Source organism: Shewanella sp. JNE2 (assembly GCF_023159115.1).
GTDB classification, from domain to species: domain Bacteria; phylum Pseudomonadota; class Gammaproteobacteria; order Enterobacterales; family Shewanellaceae; genus Shewanella; species Shewanella putrefaciens.
In genome coordinates this window covers 4353294-4378917 of the sequence record NZ_CP096169.1, presented here as the reverse complement: position 1 = coordinate 4378917, position 25624 = coordinate 4353294, and the positions used below count along the sequence as shown (strand labels likewise).

Genomic DNA, 25624 nt, shown 5'->3' with positions numbered 1-25624 from the left:
TTGCCTAAATAGTACATTATTTAAGTGGGGTTAAAAATAAACCTAATTAGTGTTTCACTCAAATAGAAAAATAAAAAACTGTAGTTTAACACTTATCTTTACCCTGATTATGGGGTAAACCATGCTGAATAACCTAATATTCATAAAATATTATGCTATGTTGGACGCTGGGTATCGAGTGCGGTGAGCGTGATAATAAAGGTCATAGGTTGGCATTTTCAATAAATGAGGTAGGGATAATGGCATTATTGAAATCACTTATTTGGTTCGTATTGAGTTTGGCTCTTTTTCTACCCACTGCAAATGCAGATGAGCAAAAACCTCAATTAATCCTAGAGCAAAAGGCGGATAAAGCACGAATCGACTTTTTGCAAGTAGAACAACTTCAATTAGATAAAGCTCGAAAAGCAGCGAAAGAAACCGTTGAGCGGGAAGAAAAAGTTAGTGGAACACTCCAAACCAATGAGTGGGAAGAGCAGCAAAAAATAAAGGCAAAGAAGCAATTTGATGAAAGGGAGAGCCGTGAGCAAAAATATTTACGTGAAGCTAAAGATGCGGTCGCAAAAGAGCGTAAAATAATCCCTAAGCCTTGATAGTTATCTCTGCCGTTATAGAAATGCCGATTAACTTGAATCGACCATCTACAATCTGTAGGAATTATTTTTGAATATCTGTCCCTTATGCCATAGCACTGAATTAGTTGCTTACCATCAAGATAAAAAACGCTGTTACGATCAATGCCAAATTTGTCAACTCGTTATTGTACCGCCTGAGTTCTATCTTTCAGCCGAGGCAGAAAAAGCGGAGTATGATAAACACGAAAACTCTCCCTATGACGTCGGCTATCAGCGTTTTTTAAACCGAATACTCGACCCATTACTCGCCCGTTTTGAACCTTCCTCCAAAGGTCTCGACTTTGGCTGCGGTGAGGGAATGGCACTTAGTTTGATGGCGAAGGACCGTGGTTATCAGGTTGCAAATTTTGATATTTATTACGCCAATGATCCTACAACATTAACTCTTCAATATGATTTTATTAGCTTAACTGAAGTTATTGAGCATGTCAGTGATGCTGCAGGCTTGCTCAATCAGCTTGACAAGCTATTAAAACCTAAAGGTATTTTGGCTGTGATGACTAAGCGGGTGTACAATCCTAGCGCTTTTTCTACATGGCATTATAAAAATGATCCTACCCATATCAATTTTTATTCCGAAGCGACCTTCAACTGGATTGCCCGCAAATATGATTGGCGGTTGGAGCTTGTCGATAAAGATGTTGTGTTCTTTCACAAGCTCTGTTGATTCTGTTATATCGCTTTTGCCTTTATATCCCCAAGTTATCTGAAGATATGAATTTAAGATAAGTTGAACACTGATTTAATGTTTTTATTTATCAGATGATTAACATTTGATAAGTCGTGGTACTCATCTATTGCCAATGACATCTCGCATACCGCTTCCCGTAACGCTAAATCTAGCGACTCAGTCGTATTCTGAATTTGATATCAATCACACCTTTTGATGACAATATAAATGATAATCCTTCTCAGTTAGTTTTAAGATTATTTTCATTTAAACGGTTGTTATCTTAGTTAACAGCTTTCTATCACTTACAGTCATTTGAGGATTTTCATGGAACACCGGGCATTTAAGAAAAATATTATCGCCGCTATTATTTCGAGTTTGGGAGTCTCTTCTACTTATGCAGCAGTTGAAGCAGAATCAACGGAACCCATTGAAAAAATTACCGTATATGGTGAAAAAATTGAGCGTAGCTTGAAAGACACCACCTCATCTGTTTCTGTTATCGACAAGGATTCACTGGATAGCGGTCAGTATCAATCTGTGTCAGATGCATTATCTGAAATCCCTAACGTCGTCGTGCTGACTGGCTCTGTGCCTGATATTCGCGGTGTTTCCGGGAATGGCTCCGCCTCTGGATTTAACTCTTTTACCGGTGGTGCTAGGGCGCGGGTTTCTACACTTGTCGACGGTGTTGCTGAACCTTTTGTTGCCGATCTTACTGGTGATACAGGTTTATGGGATATACAGCAAGTTGAAGTATTTCGAGGTCCTCAGTCGACGATCAATGGCCGTAATAGTATTGGTGGCACTGTATTTATCAAAACAGAGGATCCGACATTTGATTGGCGTGGCGCTGCACGTTTAGGCTACCGAGATCAGAATAACTATGTCGACAGTGCTGTAATGGTATCCGGTCCTATTTTAGACGATGAGTTAGCGTTTAGGCTAAGTGGCCAAAACGTGACAGGAGAGACCTATAATAAGGGATTGGTATATGAAACCAACCCTGCCCCGTTTGATCTAAATGAGTTAATTACAAACCGTTGGCGTGGCAAATTTTTATGGCAGCCAAGCGCTATCGAGGAGCTCAAAGTTCTTTATAGCTTTTCCTATAACGACGAAAAAGGTGATTCGGGTCGTAACTATTTTTCAGGTGATGATCCATGGGCATATCGACCGATTCTCCAACGTTATATTGAAACAGAATCGACAACGCATTCAGTCAAAGTTGACTATGACTTAGGTTCGGGTAGAGCGTTAGACTTGGTTGTGGCTTATATGGACTATGACTGGGGTTCTAAGTCCTATGAGGCTTTAGTAACAGCACAGCAATATGTTGATATGAAAGACGAGAGCTATACCGTTGATGGTAAATATAGTTTTGGCTTAAATGACCGTGATTTTAACGGATTTATCGGGCTTGCGTATTATGAACGTAGCCAAGATTTTGGTAGTACAGGAAGTTCTGTTTATACGGGTGATGACAGCAGTTCCTCTTTATCCATTTATGGTGAGTTAACCTATGGTTTAGCCGAGTCGCTTTGGCTTACTGTAGGCGGTCGCGTGATGCGCGATGAGCAAAAACGGAATTTTTCGATGTTATATCGTGGTACTCAGCTTGAGGAAAAACTCGATAACGACAGCACCATTACCTTGCCTAAGTTGGTATTGCAATACGCCATCACGGACAATACCACCTTAGCTGCCAGTGCTCGCCGTGGTTATAACTCTGGGGGTGGAGCCTTATCCTTAGCTGAAAGCGAATATTATTACTACGATGAGGAATTTGTTGATACCTATGAACTCAGTGCGCGAAGCATGTTTTTAGGTGGCAATGTTAATTTGAGCGCTAACTTATTCTATAACGATTTCGATGGTTATCAGGCATCCAATCAAGCCCGTAAAATTACTAATGTTGATAAAGCAGTAACTTACGGGATTGAAACTGAGTTAAGTGCAATGCTAACCGCTAACTGGCAGGTGATTACAGGTGTTGGTTTGCTCGACAGTGAAATCAAAAAAGTTGATTCCAGTTATGGTGATATTGTTGGCAATCAACTTAATTCCGCTCCCCATGTGACGGCGAACCTTGGGGTCAAATATTGGCTAAATGATGCCTTCTCCGTTGGCGTATCAGGTAACTATGTGGGGGAATATTTTGCAGATATTGATAATACAGAATCAAGGATTGCAGGTGATTATGTGGTTGCTCGTTTAAGTGTCGATTATCAGAAAGATAACTGGAGAATAAGTGGGTTTATCAACAATATGTTTGATGAGCAAGCAATGACAGTGAATGAGCCACCTAGTGCTAATTATGTTAATGGTTATGCCGCTATTATTGATCCACGCAATCTTGGGGTATCGGTTATGTATAGCTTTTAGGTTATGGGTGAAATAAAGGATTAAGTCTTTTCGAATAAAAACCCTCTGTGATCACTCACAGAGGGTTTCTTTTTATCGTAGAGCTAACAAGCATCACTCTTTATATTTTAACGTGCCGTTAGCTTTAATTTCGTCATACCACAGGTTGTGGTGTTGGGTTGCCCAGTTCTCATCACAGTAGCCAGACACCATACATTCCATACCGCCTTCTGACATCACTGTTGCCATAAAGATGTGCACGATAGAGAAAGCACAGATCACGATAGCACTCACTGAGTGCAGTACCAGGGCGATTAAGCTTAATGTACGGCTAGGTTCGAACAGGTTAGGGAAGAGTAACAGCATACCTGATGCAGAGATGATCAACCCGAACAGGGCAAATGCCCAGAACCACATTTTTTCACCTGCGTTAGCAAAGCCTGCGTCAGGGTGCTTACCTTTGAATGGCCCGAAGTTAATGTAACCACCAACCACCATAAACCACTTCACATCGTACATTTTAGGTAGCTGGTTTTTCGCCCATAGTGTGGTCATCAATGCCCAACCTATCATGAAGGGAATCGCCATCACATCATGGATTTGTTTAGCACCGTAGACAATGGCTTCCCAGATCCCAGCACTTAACCAAGGTTGGAAGAAGAAACGACCTGCCAGTAAGGTTAAGCCAGTTAAAATCAACAGTAAGCACGGAATCGCGCCTAACCAGTGGATTGAAACATCAAACTTAGACCAGCGATGCACTAACTTGCCTGAAAAACCATGGTGTAGCTTAGAAATGCCATTCACCTTGATAAATAAGACAAAGATAATAATCATACCGAATAGTGCTGCCATTAACGCGGGTGCTAACCAGTCGCTACGTAACTCCAATACTCGTAAATCATAGGTATTGATTGGCTGGGCATGAAACTCACTTTGTGAGGTAGTGTATCCCGTGGCGCCATCCTTCAGTTGCGCCCAAATTTGGGCATCAGACTGTTGAACTTGAGTCGCCAGTTCATCACCACCATTGGCTATACACACAGCACTAAATAGCAGTGCTATGGCTAAGCCTATGTGTTTGAACCATTTGTTCATCATACATCCTCTCTCACTTAGTCGCGCCCACCTAAGTAGGCGCTAAGCTAAGTCTATGGACAGATCCTGTTGACCTGAATTAATTCCAAGCCGCGTTTTTAGCACCACGGTAAGCTATACGCTCACGGAAGATGCTTGAAACCACTTCAGCATCACCCGCTAACAGGGCTTTAGTGGCACACAGTTCTGCACACATAGGTAGCTTGCCTTCGGCAATACGGTTTGCACCGTATTTTTGGCGTTCGGCATCTGAGTGGTTTTCTTCTGGGCCACCGGCACAGAATGTACATTTATCCATCTTACCGCGACTACCAAAGGCACCTTTTTTCGGGAACTGTGGTGCGCCAAATGGACAAGCGTACAAGCAATAACCGCAACCAATACAAGCATCTTTATTATGTAGCACTATGCCGTCATCGGTTCTGTAGAAACAGTTTGCTGGACAAACTGCCATACAGGGTGCGTCTGAGCAATGCATACAAGCGACAGAGATGGATGCTTCACCACGTTGACCGTCATTGATTGTGACTACGCGGCGGCGTTGGATCCCCCACTCGAGAGCGGAGTCGTTTTCGTTTTTACAGGCTGTGACACAACCGTTACATTCGATGCAGCGCTTGGTATCACACAAAAATTTCATAGTAGCCATAATGGCAATTCTCCTAGCTTAAGCTGCACTTACGCTTTAACGATCTGACAGAGTGACGCTTTGGTTTCCTGCATTTGTGTCACAGGATCGTATCCATAGGTCAGCGCAGTGTTACAAGACTCACCGATAACGTAAGGTACAGTGCCTTCTGGATAGTTCGGCGCTAAACTCTCACCGTGCATCACACCCGCAAAGTGGTACGGCATAAAGGTCACGCCTGGTTTAACGCGAGGCGTTACCATAGCTTGCACCTTGATACGGCCACCTTCGGCACCTTCTAACCAGACATTTTCTCCGTTACGAATACCGCGATCGGCAGCGTCGGCAGGGTTAATTTCAACAAACATTTCCTGCTGAAGTTCAGCTAGCCATGGGTTAGAACGAGATTCCTCACCACCACCTTCGTATTCAACCAAGCGACCAGAGGTCAGTACCAGTGGGTATTTACCGCTTAAATCCTTTTCTTGGATTGACTTATACAATGTGGGTAGACGGTGTACTTGCATATCGTCATAGGTTGGGTATTTCGCCACTAAGTCACGACGTGCTGTGTATAACGGTTCACGGTGTACAGGCACTTGGTCAGGGAAAGTCCAAACAATACAACGGGCTTTAGCATTACCAAAGGGGATACAGCCGTGTTTGATTGCCACGCGCACGATACCGCCTGACAGGTCAGTCTTCCAGTTTTTACCATCGGCTTCGGCTTTTTCCTCGGCGGTCAGATCATCCCACCAACCCAATTGCTTGAGCATATCGGCAGTAAATTCAGGATAACCGTCTTTGATTTCCGCACCCTTAGAGTAAGTGCCGTCGGCTAAAATGCTTTGGCCGTTGTATTCAACACCATAACGAGCACGGAAGTTACCACCGCCGTCTTTCACGTGTTTGGCTTGGTTATACAGAATTTGAGTACCCGGGTGTTTCGCTTCTGGTGTACCCCAACATGGCCAAGGTAGACCGTAGGTTTCGCCCTTCGCTGGGCCGCCTGCGGCTTCGAGCGTTTTGTTGCTGAAGGTGCCCCAGTTTTGGGTGTGCAACTTGATACGCTCAGGGCTTTGACCTGTCATACCGATAGTCCACATACCGCGGTTGATTTCGCGGGTAATGTCTTCGATCACGGGTAAGCCGTTTTCTTTGGCGATGCGTTTAGTGTACTGCTCGTCAATGCCGAGTTTTTGCGCTAAACGGTACATGATTTCGATGTCGGTTTTTGACTCGAATAACGGTTGGATAACCTGCTCACGCCATTGGATTGAACGGCCTGAGTTAGACACTGAACCTTGAGTCTCAAACTGAGTTGCTGCAGGCAGCAGATATACGCCATTCTTACGACGGTGCATAACGCCCGCCATTGTTGGGAATGGGTCGACAACCACTACTGTGTCCATCTTGTCTAGGGCATCACGCACTTCACGCTGACGAGTTTCGGTGTTGACCGATTGTCCCCAGAAAAACGCCATACGGATATTGTCTTTCTGCGCTAACTTGCTCTTATCTTCTAACACACCATCGTGCCAACGAGAACAAGGAATACCCGGTGTCGTCATTGGATCTTTACCAAGGTAGGCGGTTTGATCGAAACGACCTTTCACCCATTCCATGTCCAGATCCCACACATGGGTCCAGTGACTCCATGCTGCAGAGGTTAAACCGTAGTAACCGGGTAAGTTATCAAATAACAAACCTAAGTCAGTGGCGCCTTGTACGTTATCGTGACCACGGAAAATGTTAGTACCGCCGCCTGACACGCCCATATTGCCCAGCGCTAATTGCAGAATACAATAAGCACGGGTGTTCGCGTTACCGACGTGATGCTGAGTACCACCCATACACCAAATTACCGTGCCAGGACGGTTATCAGCCATTAATTTAGCGGCTTGATAGACATCGGCTTCGCTCACGCCAGTGATGTTTTCGACTTCTTTAGGTGGGAACTTCTTCACTTCAGCACGGATACTTTCCATCTCGAATACGCGGTGCTTGATAAAGGTTTTATCTTCCCAACCATTTTCAAAAATGTGCCATAACATACCGTAGATAAACGGAATATCAGTGCCTGGACGAATTGCACAATGCAAGTCTGAATGCGCTGCAGTGCGAGAGAAACGTGGGTCAACGACGATGATTTTCGCGTTGTTTCTTTCTTTTGCGATCAGAATATGTTGCATCGAAACCGGATGCGCTTCCGCAGGGTTTGCCCCGATCAGGAAGATGGCATTTGCGTTCTGAATATCGTTGAAAGAGTTAGTTTGCGCACCGTAGCCCCAAGTGTTAGCAACACCAGCTACCGTGGTAGAGTGACAAATACGAGCAGAGTGGTCGATATTGTTTGTGCCCCACATTGCCGCTAACTTGCGGTACATGTAGCAACCTTCGTTAGAAAACTTAGCGCTCCCCATGAAGTACACTGAGTCTGGGCCTGACTCTTTACGAATATTGAGCATTTGATCGCCCACTTCGTTAATGGCATCTTCCCAAGAGATTTTTTTCCACTTGCCATCAACCAATTTCATTGGGTATTTCAGGCGTTTTTCACCATGACCATGCTCACGCAGTGCCGCACCTTTAGCGCAGTGGCCGCCGGCATTGAATGGGTGATCGAATGCGGGTTCTTGACCTGTCCACACACCGTTTTGTACTTCGGCATACAAACCACAACCTACTGCGCAGGCACTACAAATAGTACGTTTTACTTCGATTGGCGCATCATGTGGTACTTCTTTGGCTTCGACGCGGCGCATCATGCCAGTACCCATTAGTGAGGCTGCAGCAATACCACCAGTAGCAATACCAGCTTGCTTCATAAATTGACGACGGCTAATGCCGAGTGTCGGTTTGTCTGCCACTGGGGCGATATTGGACTTGCGAGTTAACTTCATCGCTGACTTCTCCTAGATTAGCTGCGCAGGCTATCGTAATAGCTAGTGATATGCGCAGTTTCGTGGTAACCATTTGATTTCTTTTCGGCTACCGTGCTGCTTTCGTTGGCTTGTGCCACGCTTATGCCCGTTGCGGCAATAGCGGCACCCGCTACACTTCCAACGGTGAGCGCTTTAAGCAAAGAGCGGCGAGATAAATCGCTGGGTTGCTGCTTCATGCTGACTCCTGAAATTAGGGTTTATGTTTATTGGAATTGCGCGACTTTTCGTTGTCATAAAATTTGTTAGCAAAAAGTGAAGATTAGAAGTGAAAATGATAATGAAATCATCCTGTTCGCTGGTAATCATCGCGCGTGGCGGCAATATAGTGGGAACGATTGTGCGGGGAATTGATCTAGAACAGTTTGCGGACTTGAAATAGCACATGGTTATCTAAAAGCGTTAACTTGCTCATAGTTTGGAGTATAAAGTTCACTCAAATCATAAATGAATGCTGTGTGTTACTATTATGTAAATTGTTGATTTTTTGTGGTGTATTTTGAGCGGGATAAAAAAACACCCCGTAAAAAGGGGTGTTTTTAGTGGTAAAAAAAGCTGCGTTTTACCTAGTCTTTATATTTTAAGCTGCCGTTAGCTTTGATCTCGTCATACCAGAGGTTGTGGTGCTGGATTGCCCAGTTTTCATCACAATAACCTGACACCATACACTCCATACCGCCTTCACTGAGTACCGTCGCCATCCAAATATGCACTATGGTAAAGGCAATTAGGATGACTGCACTGATGGCGTGGATCAGTAGTGCTGCCATTGAGGCTTCACGGGGTAAGTCTAAGCCGGGTAAGACTAACATGATGCCGGAAACACTGATAAATAGACCGAATAAGGTCAGTGTCCAGAACCACATTTTTTCACCAGCGTTGGCAAAACCACTGTCAGGATGTTTACCTTTGAATGGGCCAAAGTTGATATAACCACCGACGACTAAAAACCATTTTAGATCATACATCTTAAAGGTTTGAAGCGGCATCCATTTCACCACGCAGAACGCCCAAGCCACGATAAAGACGGGACCCGCCCAATCGTGAATCGTTTTACTGCCGTAGATCAATGGCGCCCATAGGTCGGGCCCAAGCAGAGGTTGTATTACATGCCGTCCCAACATAATGGTTAAGCCTGTAAACATCAGTGCTAAGCAGCTTGTTGCCATTATCCAGTGGATCCATAGATCCGCTTTAGACCAACGAGCTACTAACTTACCCGAAAAGCCATGGCTAAGTTTTGAAGGACCATTCACCAAATAAAACACTAAGAAAGCACCAAATACTCCAGTCACAGCTAGCGCCATCACGGGAGTTAAGTATTCATTCCTCAGTTCTTTTCCTTGGTTACCGGCAACGTTAATCAACACCCCAGTTTCGACACCTTTTGCAGTGGTATAGCCGGCATCGCCAGCTTTTACCGCACGCCAAAGGTCGGCATCGCTGGTTTGCGCTTTCGCCTGTTGTTGACTCGATTGCTGATCACTTGCTTGAACTGGGCTTGAGCTCATTACTGAACCCAATCCCAATCCCATGACTAGCACTAACAGAGCAAACAGACTACGCAGTGATTTGTTTAACTGTTTGTTTAACATTGTCACTCCTTGCCAGAGGTTAGGGATGACTCCCTAACCCTCGCTCTGCTTAGTTTATCTCACCGGTTTTTGGGTTATAGCCCCAAATCACGTTAGGATTGCCACGGGAGGCCATACGTTCACGGTAGATGTTAGATACCACTCCCGCATCACCAGCAAGCAGTGCTTTGGTTGCGCAAAGCTCCGCACACATAGGTAATTTGCCTTCAGCAATACGGTTTGCACCGTATTTTTTACGCTCGGCTTCGGAGAAGGTTTCTTCTGGGCCACCGGCACAGAAAGTACACTTATCCATTTTGCCGCGGCTACCAAAAGCAGTCTTTTTCGGGAATTGCGGTGCACCAAATGGGCAAGCATAGAAGCAGTAACCACAACCGATACAGGTATCTTTGTTGTGCAGTACTATGCCGTCATCGGTTCTGTAGAAGCAATCTGCTGGACACACGGCCATACATGGCGCATCGGTACAGTGCATACATGCCACTGAAATCGATGCTTCACCGGGTTGACCATCGTTAATTGTCACCACGCGGCGACGTTGAATACCCCACTCGAGAGCGGAATCGTTTTCGTTCTTACATGCAGTGACGCAACCGTTACACTCGATGCAGCGTTTGGTGTCACATAGAAATTTCATGACTGCCATAATGGCTTATCTCCTCATCAAGTAGGTTAGGCTTTGCTAATTTGGCAGAGGCTGGACTTAGTTTCTTGCATCTGAGTCACAACATCGTAGCCATAAGTTAAAATGGTGTTTGCGGATTCGCCTATCACATAAGGCACTGTGCCTTCTGGATAGTTTTTCGCGAGACTTTCACCTTCAAACACCCCTGCAAAGTGGTATGGCATAAAACATTCACCAGCAATTACGCGTGGTGTTACCATTGCCTTAACCGTGATTTTGGCGCCTTCTGGACCATGAACAAAAACATTATCACCGTCACGAATACCGCGATCCGCTGCATCAGCAGGGTTCATTTCGATGAACATTTCTTGTTGTAGTTCAGCTAACCAAGGGTTAGAACGGGATTCTTCACCACCACCTTCGTATTCCACTAGACGGCCTGATGTGAGTGCCAGTGGGAAGTCTTTAGCAAAATCCTTGTCTTGAATTGACTTATACAGCGTCGGTAGACGCGCAACCATACGGTCTTCGTAGGTTGGGTATTTAGCAACTAAGTCACGACGAGGCGTGTAAAGTGGTTCGCGGTGGCGTGGAATATCGTCAGGGAATGTCCAGACAATACAACGAGCTTTAGCGTTACCGTAAGGGATACAGCCGTGTTTGATAGCAACACGTTGGATACCGCCAGAAATATCCGTTTTCCAGTTTTTGCCTTCGGCGTGTTTTTTCTCGTCTGCTGTTAGGTCATCCCACCAACCTAATTGCTTAAGCATATCGGCGGTAAATTCAGGATAACCATCTTGGATCTCACTGCCTTTAGAGTAAGTCCCTTCAGCAAGAATATTATTGCCTTCATGCTCAACACCATAACGAGCGCGGAAGTTACCACCGCCGTCTTTAACATGCTTGGCTTCGTTATACAGAATTTGGGTTCCAGGATGTTTCATCTCTGGTGTCCCCCAACAAGGCCAAGGTAAACCATAGGTCTCACCTTTGGCTGGACCGCCTGGAGCTTCTAAGCTGTCAGCATCAAAAGTGCCCCAGTTTTCTTGGTGCATTTTTAAACGTTCTGGGCTTTGTCCGGTGTAACCGATAGTCCACATACCTTTGTTAAATTCACGGGTAATATCTTCAATCAAAGGCTCATCACCATTGACTTTGATTTGTTTGAACAACTCTTTATCAATACCCACTTTCTTAGCGAGTTTGCACATGATCACATGATCTGGCAGTGATTCGAACAGCGGCTCTATTACCTTAGAGCGCCACTGAACTGAGCGGTTGGTTGCAGAGATAGAACCATAGGTTTCAAACTGGGTTGCAGCAGGCAGCAGATAAACACCATCTTGACGTTGGTGCATTACACCTGCCATCGTTGGGAATGGATCGACAACAACGACGGTATCCATTTTGTTCAGTGCTTCACGCACTTCGCGGCCACGGGTTTCAGTGTTGACAGATTGTCCCCAGAAGAACGCCAGACGAATATTGTCTTTCTGCGCTATCTTGGTTTTATCTTCTAACACGCCATCGTGCCAACGAGAGCATGGGATACCTGTTGAAGTTTGTGGTGTTTGACCTAAGTATTCACCTTGGTCGAAACGGCTTGAGACCCATTTAGGATCGAGATCCCATACATTGGCCCAGTGATCCCATGCGGCGGTAGTTAAACCGTAATAACCGGGTAAGTTATCAAATAACAAACCAAAGTCGGTTGCACCTTGTACGTTATCGTGGCCACGGAAAATGTTAGTACCGCCGCCAGGAACACCCATGTTACCTAAAGCGAGTTGTAACATGCAGTATGAACGGGTGTTCGAGTTACCGACGTGATGCTGCGTACCACCCATACACCAAACAATGGTGCCAGGTTTAGTTTCAGCCATCATCTTGGCAACACGATACATTTGGGCTTTAGGTACGCCCACCACATTTTCAACTTCTTCTGGGGTGTACTTTTTCACTTCTTCGCGGATGCGATCCATACCGTAAACGCGGTGCTTGATAAACTCTTTATCTTCCCAGCCGTTTTCGAATATGTGCCATAACAGACCATAAATGAAGGGAATATCTGTACCAGGACGGATATGCACGTACTCGTCAGATTTCGCTGCAGTACGGGTGAAACGTGGATCAACTACGATGATTTTGGCACCGCGTTCTTTACCAATCAAAATATGCTGCATGGCAACTGGGTGTGCTTCACTGGGGTTTGCCCCAATAAACATAATGCACTTAGAGTTACGAATATCGTTGATTGAGTTGGTTTGCGCACCGTAGCCCCAAGTGTTAGCAACACCAGCTACCGTGGTAGAGTGACAAATACGGGCTGAATGGTCGACGTTGTTCGTTCCCCACAGTGCCGCAAATTTGCGATATAAATAAGCTTGTTCGTTTGAGAACTTGGCACTACCCATGAAGTAGATAGAGTCTGGGCCAGATTCTTGACGAATAGAGGCCATTTTATCGCCTACTTCATTAATGGCTTGATCCCAAGAGATCTTTTTCCATTTTCCGCCTTCTAACTTCATTGGGTATTTCAGGCGTTTTTCACCATGACCATGCTCACGCAGTGCTGCACCTTTAGCACAGTGGCCGCCGGCGTTGAATGGGTGATCGAATGCGGGTTCTTGACCTGTCCACACACCGTTTTGTACTTCAGCATAGATACCACAGCCCACAGCACAGTGAGAACAAATGGTACGTTTAACTTCGGTTGGAACGTTGTGAGGGATATCTTTGGCTTCTGCTTTACGCATCATGCCTGTACCCAGCATTGAAGCTGCGGCGATACCACCAGTGGCAAGACCTGCCGATTTTAAGAATTGGCGACGATTGAGACCCAGGGTCGATGCTTTAGGCTCGACAACCTGATCTGTTTTGCGGGTTAATCGCATCACACACTCTCCTCTATTTTAGTTTTTAAGCGACGCATAGTAATGACGAATATGGTCGGTTTCACGGTAGTTATCGCTCTTTGGCTCGATAGGTTCAACCGTTGGCGCTGCGGCTAATGCCTGACCGCTAACAGTGGCTACCGCACCTGCCGCACTGCCGAGTGCCAATGCTTTAAGCAATTGACGACGGCCCATGTCGGAAGCTTGCTTCTTCATAGTGTCTCCTTGTGTTACTGAATAAAGTGGCATAAACGACAACCACCTCGGTTATTGTAGAAGCCTCGGCTTCATCTATTGTGGCGAAGGTGAATCAGATTCTCCTTCGCTTACAGAACTCATCATCAATGCCTATTCCACTATTGTGTAGGCACCTTGATCTTAATTTACTAATTCCACTTGCTTTTCTGCATCATTGGTGGCCGGTTGTAAGTCGGCACTGCCTGGGCAATTCACAGGAATATCTAGGCTCAATTGCTCAAATGCATTGGCTTCCATTTCGAAAAAGGCTTTTGCCAGTTGTGCAACCGTGGCGTAAAACGCCGCACTTGGGGCCTTAGTTAAATTGTCGCAGAACCGACCAATCCAGCTGCCAATATGGCGTTGGTAGAACGCAAGTTGACGATAACCTGGGGCCTCAAGGATCAATGTGCCCATGACTTCACATAGCGCAGCCACGTGATCTTCAGGCTCCTTGACGTTTTCTTCCCGCTCAAAACCGAGCTGCATTAAATCTTGGCGCAACAGTGCTAATGGTTTATCCATTAATGAGCCGGTCATAAACCAACTGCCATAGGGCAGGATCTCACCACAACCCACGCCGAGGAATAGGGCAAAATACTCATCTTCTAGCTGTTCACTGCGGAACTGCTGCGCCGCGAGCTGCAGTGACAGCCAAGCTTTGGTCATTGCATTATCTTCATTGGCATCGATTTCAAGATTGGCCAAAAAGTGCAGTAATTCAGGGCTAGGATGGCGGCGTAATAGCGCAGCCAGCAGTTGATAAATATCGGCTCTCAACTGATCGTTTTCTGATACTTGTCTTACGGATTCGGTCATAACGGATCTCTTATCGCAGTTGCTTTTCAGGATCTTGAAGAATGTCTTCAAACATGTCTTTTACCCGGCAGTCGCCACACATTTTCAGGCGTTCAATATTGGCTGAAAATGCGCTATGCGCGCCGACCATATCCAGCATCCGATGCACCATAGATTGGGTCGCAAAAGGAGAGCCGCAACGAATACATTCGAAGGGGGCTTCTTCTTTCAGGGTGTGTTGTTGCTGACGTGCAGCTTTATCAAAATTGATTTGTGGGGTGAGGCTAATCACTTTTTCAGGGCAAGCCGCTTCACATAAACCACATTGCACACAGTTTTGTTCAATGAAGTGTAGCGCAGGTTTGTCACCACCATCCTGTAATGACATCGTTGGGCAAATTGCTACGCAGGACATGCATAAGGTGCATTTCTCTACATTGACGCTCACTTTGCCGTAGGGAATGTTATTCATGCTCAGACAAGTATCAATCTCACCCGCTTGGCTATTGAGGTGGTCTATTGCCTCAAACAGGGTGTCGCGCTTAGTTGTCGATACAAATGCCGCCGGTACTATGATTGGCCAATCTAAGCTGATATCAAGCATCGATTCTAAATGAGTGATCATGCTTGGATCGATAAGGCTAATACGCTGTGGCTGACCCATTTCATCTAAAATGCTATTGGCTAGTGTAAGTTCACCTTTGAGCATTTGCGTGAGTGTTGGCGCAGTTGCTTCTGTGTTGAGAATAAGCACTTGGCGCGCGCCCCAAGCGAGTGCAGAAAGCCAGTGTTCGAGGCTTGCAACGGTAATTTCTTCAAGGGCAACGGGAAGAATATCTCCAGCCAAATCCTCCGATATGAAGTCGGCACCAGTCGCATTATCATGGAATAAAATCACAGGAGCTGTTTGGGCTTGTTCACGAAAACGGCTAATGATTTTATTTAAATAAGACGATAAGGCTTGGGGTGTCGGTAAGTCGTAGCTGATAGCACCTGTTGGGCAGGCACTGGTACAGCTACCCGCACCGTGGCACAGGTAAGGATCGATTTCAATTTTCTTAGCGACGCTGCTAATCGCGTCAGCAGGGCAGAAGTTGAGACACCGATTACAACCATTGATGCCGTTGCGGTCGTGGGCGCATAAATCTGGATTAATTTTTACGTAACGAGGCTTGTCGAATTGGCCGACCAGTTCTGGAATTTGTGTTAATGCATCTTCGAGTTTGGCGGTATCCTGACCGACATAGAAGTAGCCAGGAGGAAGCATCTCTAAATTTAAACAAGGTGTGCTGCTTAAATCGAGCACTAAATCAAAATGAGGTTTTCTGATGGATACTAAACTAAGTTCAGCAGCGCCATTTTGATGCTCAACGCTGACTTGGAATTGGCCTAAAAAACCTTTAATTCCAATCAGTTTATTGTAGTAACTTTCAACATTAGTCGCCGCAGCCATAACACGCTCTAGGTGCGCTTCGTCTTGGCTGGTAATGGCTTCATTGGCCAAAATCACTCGATTTGCCATAGTGGACAATTTGTCCGCAGCGAGGCGAGCGAGATCCTCTGGGCCGATAATTAGCACTGTGCCTTCGGTGGTATAGCTTACCGTTGGCGGGATCAGATTCTGCAAAATCTGAGTCTGCGCTAATACATTTTGCCGCGCTTGTTTTAGCGCATGCTGGGTTTGATTGGTCATCAAATAAGTGCTCACATTGCGTTCCTGAACAGTACTTGGGCTGTTCTATTTTTTGCTGTATTGGAGCAGATTTAGGCGGTTGGTAGTAAGTAAGTCATTGCCTTTTCTGCTTTTATCTAAGCTTTTACTGCGCTATACAGCAATTCACATACCAAACAGCAATTCACATACCAAGGTTGTGGACATTAAAATTAGCTAAACTGACGTTAAACAACTCGGGGATGAACTTGAGCTGAAAGCTCTGGTGCATTTTGGGGTAGGTCATCAATCTCCCCATCCAAATTGTCCGTTAACGGTTTTGCTGCCAATTCGGTTTCGATCTCGTTGTCTGATCCCATCGCTGTTTCTGGTATAGCATTCAGCTCGTTTTTCACTAAGGTAGCTTCTTCGTCTGAATCTTCGTTGTCCTTAGTCATATAGCGGAACACCTTTTTAGCGAGTTCGGCTGAGACTTCAGGAGTGAGTTTAGTTTGATTGCTATAGTCGAGTGCATACTCCAAAAGACCATCAATCTCATTGAAATGCGGTTGCTTCCACAGTGCGCGAAGGGCTGCGGTTTTAACGGCTGGGTCGACATTGGCAGCCATGAAACTGGCAAAACTTCCTCTAATTTCAATTTCTTCAGGGTTAGGTAAATCCTCCGCAGTTAATATGCGGTTAGGGTCTTCCTGTGATTGATATTCAATTTCAGGTGAAGGGGATGCTGTGGTTGCGTTAGTCGAGGCAACTTCGGTGTCGCTAGGTACATCCTCGATAACATCCTGTATCTTTTGGGTTTCTAATGCTTCCTCAGCAGCCACTTGTTCACGGCGTTGAGTCCAGCGACTAAAAAGTCCACTTATTTTTTGAGTATTATCAGCCATTAGTTCCTCCGTAATGGATCGCTACTAGGGCCTTGATTGTTACGCCCATCGACATGTCGACGGCGATGGGCCGAAATTTCGACTTCACCGTATTGGGTGATGAAGGCTTCAATCCAACAGGCGATGGCTTCTGGCATTAATATATTAAGTACAGGTGTATTTCCTTCAAGACAACCTGCTGCAACATTTTGGTCTGCCGAGAGTAAAGCGGGTACCCATGTACCATCTGCCATTTCATCACAGACGAGGAACAACATCGCATTGTCCATGTCTAGATTGATGCGATAGCTAGCTCGTTCGTCTTTGTGCAACTCAAGTAAGACTAATGTTGCACCTTCTGGGGCTTCATGGGTCGCGGGAAGTAAATGATCTATTTCCCATTTAACTGAGGTCCAGCGGCCTACCTGTGTCTCTACTTTTTTGAGTGAAACGTACATAGGCCAAACACTTGTTGTATGTTGCATTGTCTCTCCGTTTCAACTGTGTTGGTGGACGATTCGTTGTTTTGCGGATCGGATCGATGTTACCAACAAATTGCGATAAAAGGTCACTGCAATATTAATGCCAGTAAACATGGGGGATAAGTTTGAAGTAGATCATTAAAATGAGTGTTGTTGTTGGACATTTTGTCCAGTTTGTTATTTCGCGTGGGACATTAACGCCCAAATAGAAAATTCGAATTGCGATAGATCACGCATTTTAGCCCTTCTTTCATGCCTAGGTATAAATATTGCTATGCTCTGGTTATCACTCGTTAAGCGGTAAGATTATGATTTCTGATAACAGTACGATTACAGAGAAAAGTTCGATAGCAACTAATACAAATTTACAGATTAAACATCCGTTTACTTTTGTGAAAACTCAAGCAGAAGTTCCTCTCACTATAGCAGTTAAGGCGGTTAATGAAGCTGGGGAAGTGCTAGATAAGTTTGTAGCCTGTGAGCGGCCATTAACTGTGTATTTAAATTGGCGCCCGATAGTCACTTTGATGACTCTTGGTGCAAAACCTGAGTCATTGGCGCTAGGTTATCTTAAAAACCAAGGTTTTATTTCTGATGTAAGTTTGCTGGACTCTGTAATAGTCGATTGGGATGTGAATTCTGCAGCAGTGATTACCCGTGAACAAATTGCGGATCTTGATGGCAAACTCTCTGAAAAAACCGTTACCTCAGGCTGTGGGCAAGGGACTGTTTACGGAAGTTTTATGCAAGATCTTGAAGGCATTACATTACCGACACCGAGTCTCAAACAAAGCACTCTTTATAGCCTACTAAAAAACATCAATGAATATAATGAAACCTATAAGAATGCGGGGGCCGTACATGGTTGTGGTTTGTGTGAGGATGACCAAATTATGGCCTTTGTCGAAGATGTTGGTCGCCATAATGCGGTAGACACACTTGCTGGTGATATGTGGCTAGGCCAAAACCCTGGTGACAACAAGATTTTTTATACAACTGGTCGGCTTACCTCTGAGATGGTTATCAAGGTAGCCAAGATGGGAATTCCTGTATTGTTGTCGCGAAGTGGCGTGACTCAAATGGGACTAGAACTCGCTCAACAATTAGGTATCACTATTATAGCCCGTGCGAAGGGACGTCATTTCTTGGTATATCACGGCAGTGAAAATTTACAATTTGATGTGAATTCTGACCCTGTAACCTGAGTTAGAGCCTCACAAATACAGTATTTCAGCGAAGAACGGATATTGAGAGACAAGGATATAAGATGACATCTGCTAGTGAATTGGTCTACATGAGCGCTAAGCAAGTAGCCGAGTACTTAGATCTTAACGAGAAGAAAGTCTACGCCATGGCGAATGACCGAATTTTACCGGCTACGAAAATTACAGGTAAATGGCTATTCCCTAAAGTATTGATTGACCGTTGGGTGATGGATTCATGCCATAGCGGTATGCTCACTGATAGATTGCTTATTACGGGCAGTGACGACCCACTATTATCTATGCTGGTAGCACGCTTAATGTCGCAGGTTGGCAGCCGTGAGTTGATTAGCTATAGCGCAACAGGATCACGTCTAGGCTTAGAGTTGCTCGCTAAGGGGTATGCTGATGTGTGCACATTGCATTGGGGAAGTATGGAAGATAGAAATATCCGTCACCCAGCGCTATTAAAAGGCTATAACAATCATCAGCAGTGGATAATGGTGCATGGTTATTCTCGTCAGCAAGGGCTAATCATGCGTGCAGATATGCACCACAGATGCCAAGAAGAAGATAAAGTGGTGAGCTTACCGTGGCGATGGGTGAGTCGTCAGGGTGGAGCTGGAAGTCAACAGCATTTAGAGCACTGGTTGTTAAAACAAGGTGCACGATTAGATCAGCTCAATGTTCTACTAACAGCTTATAGTGAGCGTGAACTTGCAGGGTATATTGCCCGAGGTGATGCTGACATTGGTTTTGGTTGCCAGTCAGTAGCTTTGGAGAGTGGTTTAAGCTTTGTCCCTTTAGTGAAGGAGTCCTTTGATTTTGTTATGCCACAAAGTATTTACTTCCGTCGACAGCTGCAACAACTCTTTACTATGTTGAGCAGCTGCCATACAAGGCAAATGGCTGCCCTTTTAGGTGGATATGATCTTACCGATTGCGGACAACTACTCTGGAGCGCCAGCTAAGTACAAATTCAGCTAAGAGCGTCTAAGTGAATCGCGTATAGTCGCATTATGCTACTTTATACCTTATATATAGATATAAAGTAGCGGCTGACATCAATTGTTTCCTCTATATCTTTATTACCGAATTCGCCGCCTATAGCTTCTTTTCTCCCTTAGCACTCAATCTTTATCGAAATTAAGCCATTTCCCTTGTTCTTTAGATGACTTGTTTTGCGTATAAATTCAGCGTATGTGGATAACTTTGGGTATAACAAGTGCATAGGTTGTGCTTAGTCTGGGAGTAAGAATCTATGTGAAAAATAATCATAAAAATCTGAAAAAAGCGCTTGCACAAAAAGTTTCGCTGCCTATAATGCGCATCCACTGACACGGCAGACAGCGAAAGCCAACTGACGAGTTAGGTTGAATTGAGTAGCTTTTAAGCACTTAATTCAAGCGCAGCAAGAAGTTGAAAAATACTCCTTGACGCTAAACGGGAAATGCGTAAAATACGCAGCCCTAGCCAACTGGAAGCGTTCGACGCTCAGTGTGGTACTCACCTTCTCTTACGAGGTTGAGTTGCTCTTTAACAAGATAAAACAAGAAATCTGTGTGGACACTCACAGGTGTTGAGTTAATCGAAACTGCTTAGCCTTAGGGTTGGCAGTCAAAGAATTAATCAATGTAACAATGAGTGTTCATAGCAATATGTACATAATTTTGATTTCGCTTTTTTAAAAGCGGAAACAAATGACAGAATTCATTGAGCCGCTGAAGTCGCAAGACGGAAGCACCAAAACTTTAATTGAAGAGTTTGATCATGGCTCAGATTGAACGCTGGCGGCAGGCCTAACACATGCAAGTCGAGCGGCAGCACAAGGGAGTTTACTCCTGAGGTGGCGAGCGGCGGACGGGTGAGTAATGCCTAGGGATCTGCCCAGTCGAGGGGGATAACAGTTGGAAACGACTGCTAATACCGCATACGCCCTACGGGGGAAAGGAGGGGACCTTCGGGCCTTCCGCGATTGGATGAACCTAGGTGGGATTAGCTAGTTGGTGAGGTAATGGCTCACCAAGGCGACGATCCCTAGCTGTTCTGAGAGGATGATCAGCCACACTGGGACTGAGACACGGCCCAGACTCCTACGGGAGGCAGCAGTGGGGAATATTGCACAATGGGGGAAACCCTGATGCAGCCATGCCGCGTGTGTGAAGAAGGCCTTCGGGTTGTAAAGCACTTTCAGTAGGGAGGAAAGGGTGAGTCTTAATACGGCTCATCTGTGACGTTACCTACAGAAGAAGGACCGGCTAACTCCGTGCCAGCAGCCGCGGTAATACGGAGGGTCCGAGCGTTAATCGGAATTACTGGGCGTAAAGCGTGCGCAGGCGGTTTGTTAAGCGAGATGTGAAAGCCCTGGGCTCAACCTAGGAATAGCATTTCGAACTGGCGAACTAGAGTCTTGTAGAGGGGGGTAGAATTCCAGGTGTAGCGGTGAAATGCGTAGAGATCTGGAGGAATACCGGTGGCGAAGGCGGCCCCCTGGACAAAGACTGACGCTCATGCACGAAAGCGTGGGGAGCAAACAGGATTAGATACCCTGGTAGTCCACGCCGTAAACGATGTCTACTCGGAGTTTGGTGTCTTGAACACTGGGCTCTCAAGCTAACGCATTAAGTAGACCGCCTGGGGAGTACGGCCGCAAGGTTAAAACTCAAATGAATTGACGGGGGCCCGCACAAGCGGTGGAGCATGTGGTTTAATTCGATGCAACGCGAAGAACCTTACCTACTCTTGACATCCACGGAATTGGCTAGAGATAGCTTAGTGCCTTCGGGAACCGTGAGACAGGTGCTGCATGGCTGTCGTCAGCTCGTGTTGTGAAATGTTGGGTTAAGTCCCGCAACGAGCGCAACCCCTATCCTTATTTGCCAGCACGTAATGGTGGGAACTCTAGGGAGACTGCCGGTGATAAACCGGAGGAAGGTGGGGACGACGTCAAGTCATCATGGCCCTTACGAGTAGGGCTACACACGTGCTACAATGGCGAGTACAGAGGGTTGCAAAGCCGCGAGGTGGAGCTAATCTCACAAAGCTCGTCGTAGTCCGGATTGGAGTCTGCAACTCGACTCCATGAAGTCGGAATCGCTAGTAATCGTGGATCAGAATGCCACGGTGAATACGTTCCCGGGCCTTGTACACACCGCCCGTCACACCATGGGAGTGGGCTGCAAAAGAAGTGGGTAGCTTAACCTTCGGGGGAGCGCTCACCACTTTGTGGTTCATGACTGGGGTGAAGTCGTAACAAGGTAGCCCTAGGGGAACCTGGGGCTGGATCACCTCCTTACCTATACGACTAACTTGATGCTTTTGAGTGTTCACACAGATTGCTTGTTTATCCTGTCTTAGGACGGGTAGAGCGAAACATCCCTCTAGCAGGTCGATGTAGTTCTTTAACAATTTGGAAAGCTGATAGTATTAAACACAATGATGTCTGTCGTTGTGTTGATACGAAAAAAGTTTAATGCGAAAGCATTGAACATTGAGTTCTCAAACACTTTATTAAGTGTCTTGAATATTCAAGTCTAAGGCGCGTCCACTTCTTTGGTCAGAAGTGAGACAAGTAAAACCAGCTGGTCGCAACAATTCAAGTGAAACTCATTTGGGTTGTATGGTTAAGCGACTAAGCGTATACGGTGGATGCCTTGGCAGTCAGAGGCGATGAAGGACGTAGTAACTTGCGAAAAGCGTTGGCGAGCTAGTAACAAGCATTTGAGCTAACGATGTCCGAATGGGGGAACCCGGCCGCATAAGCGGTCATCATGTAGTGAATACATAGCTACATGAGGCGAACGAGGGGAACTGAAACATCTAAGTACCCTTAGGAAAAGAAATCAACCGAGATTCCCCTAGTAGCGGCGAGCGAACGGGGATTAGCCCTTAAGTCTATGGGGTGTTAGTGGAATGGTCTGGAAAGTCCAGCGGCACAGGGTGATAGCCCCGTACACGAAAACTAACCGTAGATGAAAACGAGTAAGGCGGGACACGTGACATCCTGTTTGAATATGGGGGGACCATCCTCCAAGGCTAAATACTCCTGACTGACCGATAGTGAACCAGTACCGTGAGGGAAAGGCGAAAAGAACCCCTGTGAGGGGAGTGAAATAGAACCTGAAACCGTATACGTACAAGCAGTGGGAGCGGTCCTTGAGACCGTGACTGCGTACCTTTTGTATAATGGGTCAGCGACTTACATTTTGTAGCGAGGTTAAGCGAATAGCGGAGCCGTAGGGAAACCGAGTGTTAACTGCGCGTTTAGTTGCAAGGTGTAGACCCGAAACCCGGTGATCTAGCCATGGGCAGGTTGAAGGTTGAGTAACATCAACTGGAGGACCGAACCGACTAATGTTGAAAAATTAGCGGATGACTTGTGGCTGGGGGTGAAAGGCCAATCAAACCGGGAGATATCTGGTTCTCCTCGAAAGCTATTTAGGTAGCGCCTCGAGCGAATACCATTGGGGGTAGAGCACTGTTAAGGCTAGGGGGTCATCCCGACTTACCAACCCTTTGCAAACTCCGAATACCAATGAGTACTACTCGGGAGACAGACGGCGGGTGCTAACGTCCGTCGTCAAAAGGGAAACAACCCAGACCGTCAGCTAAGGTCCCAAAGTGTATGTTAAGTGGGAAACGATGTGGGAAGGCTTAGACAGCTAGGATGTTGGCTTAGAAGCAGCCATCATTTAAAGAAAGCGTAATAGCTCACTAGTCGAGTCGGCCTGCGCGGAAGATGTAACGGGGCTAAACATACCACCGAAGCTACGGGTGCAGCCCATTAGGGTTGCGCGGTAGAGGAGCGTTCTGTAAGCCGTTGAAGGTGAAGGGGTAACCCACGCTGGAGGTATCAGAAGTGCGAATGCTGACATGAGTAACGATAAAGGGGGTGAAAAACCCCCTCGCCGAAAGACCAAGGGTTCCTGTCCAACGTTAATCGGGGCAGGGTGAGTCGACCCCTAAGGTGAGGCCGAAAGGCGTAATCGATGGGAAACAGATTAATATTTCTGTACTTCCGCTAACTGCGATGGAGAGACGGAGAAGGCTAGGCTAGCGCGGCGTTGGTAGTCCGCGTTTAAGGTGGTAGGTGGGTGACTTAGGCAAATCCGGGTTGCTATACACTGAGAGCTGATGACGAGGTCCTAAGGGACTGAAGTAGTTGATGCCATGCTTCCAGGAAAATCTTCTAAGCTTCAGGTTAGCGGGAATCGTACCCCAAACCGACACAGGTGGTCGGGTAGAGAATACCAAGGCGCTTGAGAGAACTCGGCTGAAGGAACTAGGCAAAATGGTACCGTAACTTCGGGAGAAGGTACGCTCCTGTTGGTGATGAGACTTGCTCTCTAAGCTGACGGGAGTCGCAGATACCAGGTGGCTGCAACTGTTTATCAAAAACACAGCACTGTGCAAACTCGCAAGAGGAAGTATACGGTGTGACGCCTGCCCGGTGCCGGAAGGTTAATTGATTGGGTTATCGCAAGAGAAGCTCATGATCGAAGCCCCGGTAAACGGCGGCCGTAACTATAACGGTCCTAAGGTAGCGAAATTCCTTGTCGGGTAAGTTCCGACCTGCACGAATGGCGTAATGATGGCCACGCTGTCTCCAGCCGAGACTCAGTGAAGTTGAAATTGCGGTGAAGATGCCGTATACCCGCGGCTAGACGGAAAGACCCCGTGAACCTTTACTATAGCTTGGCACTGAACATTGAACCTACATGTGTAGGATAGGTGGGAGACTATGAAGTTGGGACGCTAGTCCTGATGGAGTCGTCCTTGAAATACCACCCTTGTAGTTTTGATGTTCTAACCTAGACCCCTAATCGGGGTTAGGGACAGTGCCTGGTGGGTAGTTTGACTGGGGCGGTCTCCTCCCAAAGAGTAACGGAGGAGCACGAAGGTTGGCTAAGTACGGTCGGACATCGTACGGTTAGTGCAATGGCATAAGCCAGCTTAACTGCGAGACATACACGTCGAGCAGGTACGAAAGTAGGTCATAGTGATCCGGTGGTTCTGAATGGAAGGGCCATCGCTCAACGGATAAAAGGTACTCCGGGGATAACAGGCTGATACCGCCCAAGAGTTCATATCGACGGCGGTGTTTGGCACCTCGATGTCGGCTCATCACATCCTGGGGCTGAAGTCGGTCCCAAGGGTATGGCTGTTCGCCATTTAAAGTGGTACGCGAGCTGGGTTCAGAACGTCGTGAGACAGTTCGGTCCCTATCTGCCGTGGGCGTTGGATGATTGAGGGGAGTTGCTCCTAGTACGAGAGGACCGGAGTGAACGAACCGCTGGTGTTCGGGTTGTCATGCCAATGGCATTGCCCGGTAGCTACGTTCGGAATCGATAACCGCTGAAAGCATCTAAGCGGGAAGCGAGCCCCAAGATGAGTCATCCCTTGGACTATAAGTCCACTAAAGAGCCGTTCGAGACTAGGACGTTGATAGGCATGGTGTGTAAGCGTTGTGAGGCGTTGAGCTAACATGTACTAATGACTCGAGAGGCTTAACCATACAACCCAGATGGGTTTTACAAAGAAGCCTTAGACAGAATATAAACACTTAATAAAGTGTGGACTCAAAAAGCAATCAGTTTTCCGAATTATTAAATAAGATAAGAGCAGATTTTAGTTCCTAGAACCTAGAATCTAGCAGCACGCAGTGCGCTCTCGAGTCTTGTTTAAAACCGAATATGCTTGGTGACAATAGCATTGTGGAACCACCTGATCCCATCCCGAACTCAGAAGTGAAACGCAATCGCGCCGATGGTAGTGTGGGGTCTCCCCATGTGAGAGTAGGTCATCGCCAAGCGCCTAATTATCTTGTAAAGATGTAACCAAGCCAGCTGAATAAGCTGGCTTTTTTGCATCTGTCATTTATCAAATTTTGTTCAGTTTGCCCATCATTATCCTGATA

General features: G+C 46.2%; 17 protein-coding genes and 3 rRNA genes. 8 read left to right on the top strand and 12 right to left on the bottom strand.

Annotated elements, in window-relative coordinates; translation table 11 throughout:
- Positions 1-239: 239 nt before the first annotated feature.
- The 3 genes from MZ182_RS19405 to MZ182_RS19395 all read left to right on the top strand — a co-directional run bounded on the left by MZ182_RS19405 (position 240) and on the right by MZ182_RS19395 (position 3690).
- Positions 240-593: a hypothetical protein gene (locus MZ182_RS19405; RefSeq protein ID WP_025007994.1), complete on the top strand. Its 354-nt coding sequence runs from the start codon at positions 240-242 to the stop codon at positions 591-593.
- A 70-nt stretch (positions 594-663) separates the two neighbouring features.
- A complete protein-coding gene (locus tag MZ182_RS19400; RefSeq protein ID WP_248066706.1) occupies positions 664-1302 on the top strand; it encodes a class I SAM-dependent methyltransferase in 639 nt (212 codons plus the stop codon).
- Positions 1303-1632: 330 nt separating this feature from the next.
- Positions 1633-3690, top strand: coding sequence for a TonB-dependent receptor (locus MZ182_RS19395; RefSeq protein ID WP_025007996.1), 2058 nt, complete (start codon positions 1633-1635; stop codon positions 3688-3690).
- A gap of 93 nt (positions 3691-3783) precedes the next feature.
- Here the strand turns inward: MZ182_RS19395 and MZ182_RS19390 are convergent, their stop codons facing one another.
- The 12 genes from MZ182_RS19390 to MZ182_RS19335 all read right to left on the bottom strand — a co-directional run bounded on the left by MZ182_RS19390 (position 3784) and on the right by MZ182_RS19335 (position 17509).
- Positions 3784-4767 carry a formate dehydrogenase subunit gamma gene (locus MZ182_RS19390; RefSeq protein ID WP_011791104.1) on the bottom strand — a complete coding sequence of 328 codons (984 nt, stop codon included), beginning with the start codon at positions 4765-4767 and terminating at the stop codon, positions 3784-3786.
- Between the two features lie 79 nt (positions 4768-4846).
- Positions 4847-5416 carry a formate dehydrogenase FDH3 subunit beta gene (gene fdh3B / locus MZ182_RS19385; protein ID WP_248066704.1) on the bottom strand — a complete coding sequence of 190 codons (570 nt, stop codon included), beginning with the start codon at positions 5414-5416 and terminating at the stop codon, positions 4847-4849.
- Positions 5417-5445: 29 nt separating this feature from the next.
- On the bottom strand, positions 5446-8298 hold the full coding sequence (locus MZ182_RS19380; RefSeq protein ID WP_025007997.1) for a molybdopterin-dependent oxidoreductase: 2853 nt from the start codon (positions 8296-8298) through the stop codon (positions 5446-5448).
- A gap of 17 nt (positions 8299-8315) precedes the next feature.
- Positions 8316-8516: a twin-arginine translocation signal domain-containing protein gene (locus tag MZ182_RS19375; RefSeq protein ID WP_011791101.1), complete on the bottom strand. Its 201-nt coding sequence runs from the start codon at positions 8514-8516 to the stop codon at positions 8316-8318.
- 387 nt (positions 8517-8903) lie between these two features.
- Complete coding sequence (locus MZ182_RS19370) at positions 8904-9932, bottom strand: formate dehydrogenase subunit gamma (protein ID WP_011791100.1); 1029 nt, start codon at positions 9930-9932, stop codon at positions 8904-8906.
- A 49-nt stretch (positions 9933-9981) separates the two neighbouring features.
- Complete coding sequence (gene fdh3B / locus MZ182_RS19365; RefSeq protein ID WP_011791099.1) at positions 9982-10578, bottom strand: formate dehydrogenase FDH3 subunit beta; 597 nt, start codon at positions 10576-10578, stop codon at positions 9982-9984.
- A gap of 26 nt (positions 10579-10604) precedes the next feature.
- Entirely contained in the window at positions 10605-13454 is a 2850-nt protein-coding gene (locus MZ182_RS19360) for a molybdopterin-dependent oxidoreductase (protein WP_011791098.1), read from the bottom strand.
- A gap of 18 nt (positions 13455-13472) precedes the next feature.
- Entirely contained in the window at positions 13473-13670 is a 198-nt protein-coding gene (locus MZ182_RS19355; protein WP_248066702.1) for a twin-arginine translocation signal domain-containing protein, read from the bottom strand.
- Positions 13671-13832: 162 nt separating this feature from the next.
- A complete protein-coding gene (locus MZ182_RS19350) occupies positions 13833-14510 on the bottom strand; it encodes a molecular chaperone (protein ID WP_011791096.1) in 678 nt (225 codons plus the stop codon).
- 10 nt (positions 14511-14520) lie between these two features.
- Complete coding sequence (locus MZ182_RS19345; protein WP_248066849.1) at positions 14521-16182, bottom strand: 4Fe-4S binding protein; 1662 nt, start codon at positions 16180-16182, stop codon at positions 14521-14523.
- A gap of 206 nt (positions 16183-16388) precedes the next feature.
- A complete protein-coding gene (locus MZ182_RS19340) occupies positions 16389-17045 on the bottom strand; it encodes a DUF3306 domain-containing protein (RefSeq protein WP_248066700.1) in 657 nt (218 codons plus the stop codon).
- Positions 17045-17509 (bottom strand): DUF3305 domain-containing protein, encoded by a 465-nt coding sequence (locus MZ182_RS19335; RefSeq protein WP_011791093.1) that lies wholly within the window; start codon positions 17507-17509, stop codon positions 17045-17047. Before MZ182_RS19335 ends, MZ182_RS19340 begins: the two co-directional genes overlap by 1 nt.
- A 305-nt stretch (positions 17510-17814) precedes the next feature.
- On the opposite strand from MZ182_RS19335, the gene MZ182_RS19330 reads away from it, so the two are divergent.
- The 5 genes from MZ182_RS19330 to rrf all read left to right on the top strand — a co-directional run bounded on the left by MZ182_RS19330 (position 17815) and on the right by rrf (position 25519).
- On the top strand, positions 17815-18711 hold the full coding sequence (locus MZ182_RS19330) for a formate dehydrogenase accessory sulfurtransferase FdhD (RefSeq protein ID WP_248066698.1): 897 nt from the start codon (positions 17815-17817) through the stop codon (positions 18709-18711).
- 62 nt (positions 18712-18773) lie between these two features.
- On the top strand, positions 18774-19679 hold the full coding sequence (locus tag MZ182_RS19325; RefSeq protein ID WP_011791091.1) for a helix-turn-helix transcriptional regulator: 906 nt from the start codon (positions 18774-18776) through the stop codon (positions 19677-19679).
- Positions 19680-20460: 781 nt separating this feature from the next.
- Positions 20461-22003: ribosomal RNA gene (locus tag MZ182_RS19320) — 16S ribosomal RNA — on the top strand.
- 326 nt (positions 22004-22329) lie between these two features.
- Positions 22330-25222: ribosomal RNA gene (locus MZ182_RS19315) — 23S ribosomal RNA — on the top strand.
- Between the two features lie 181 nt (positions 25223-25403).
- Positions 25404-25519 (top strand): 5S ribosomal RNA (gene rrf, locus MZ182_RS19310).
- The 16S, 23S and 5S rRNA genes sit together here, the layout of an rRNA operon.
- Positions 25520-25624 lie beyond the last annotated feature (105 nt).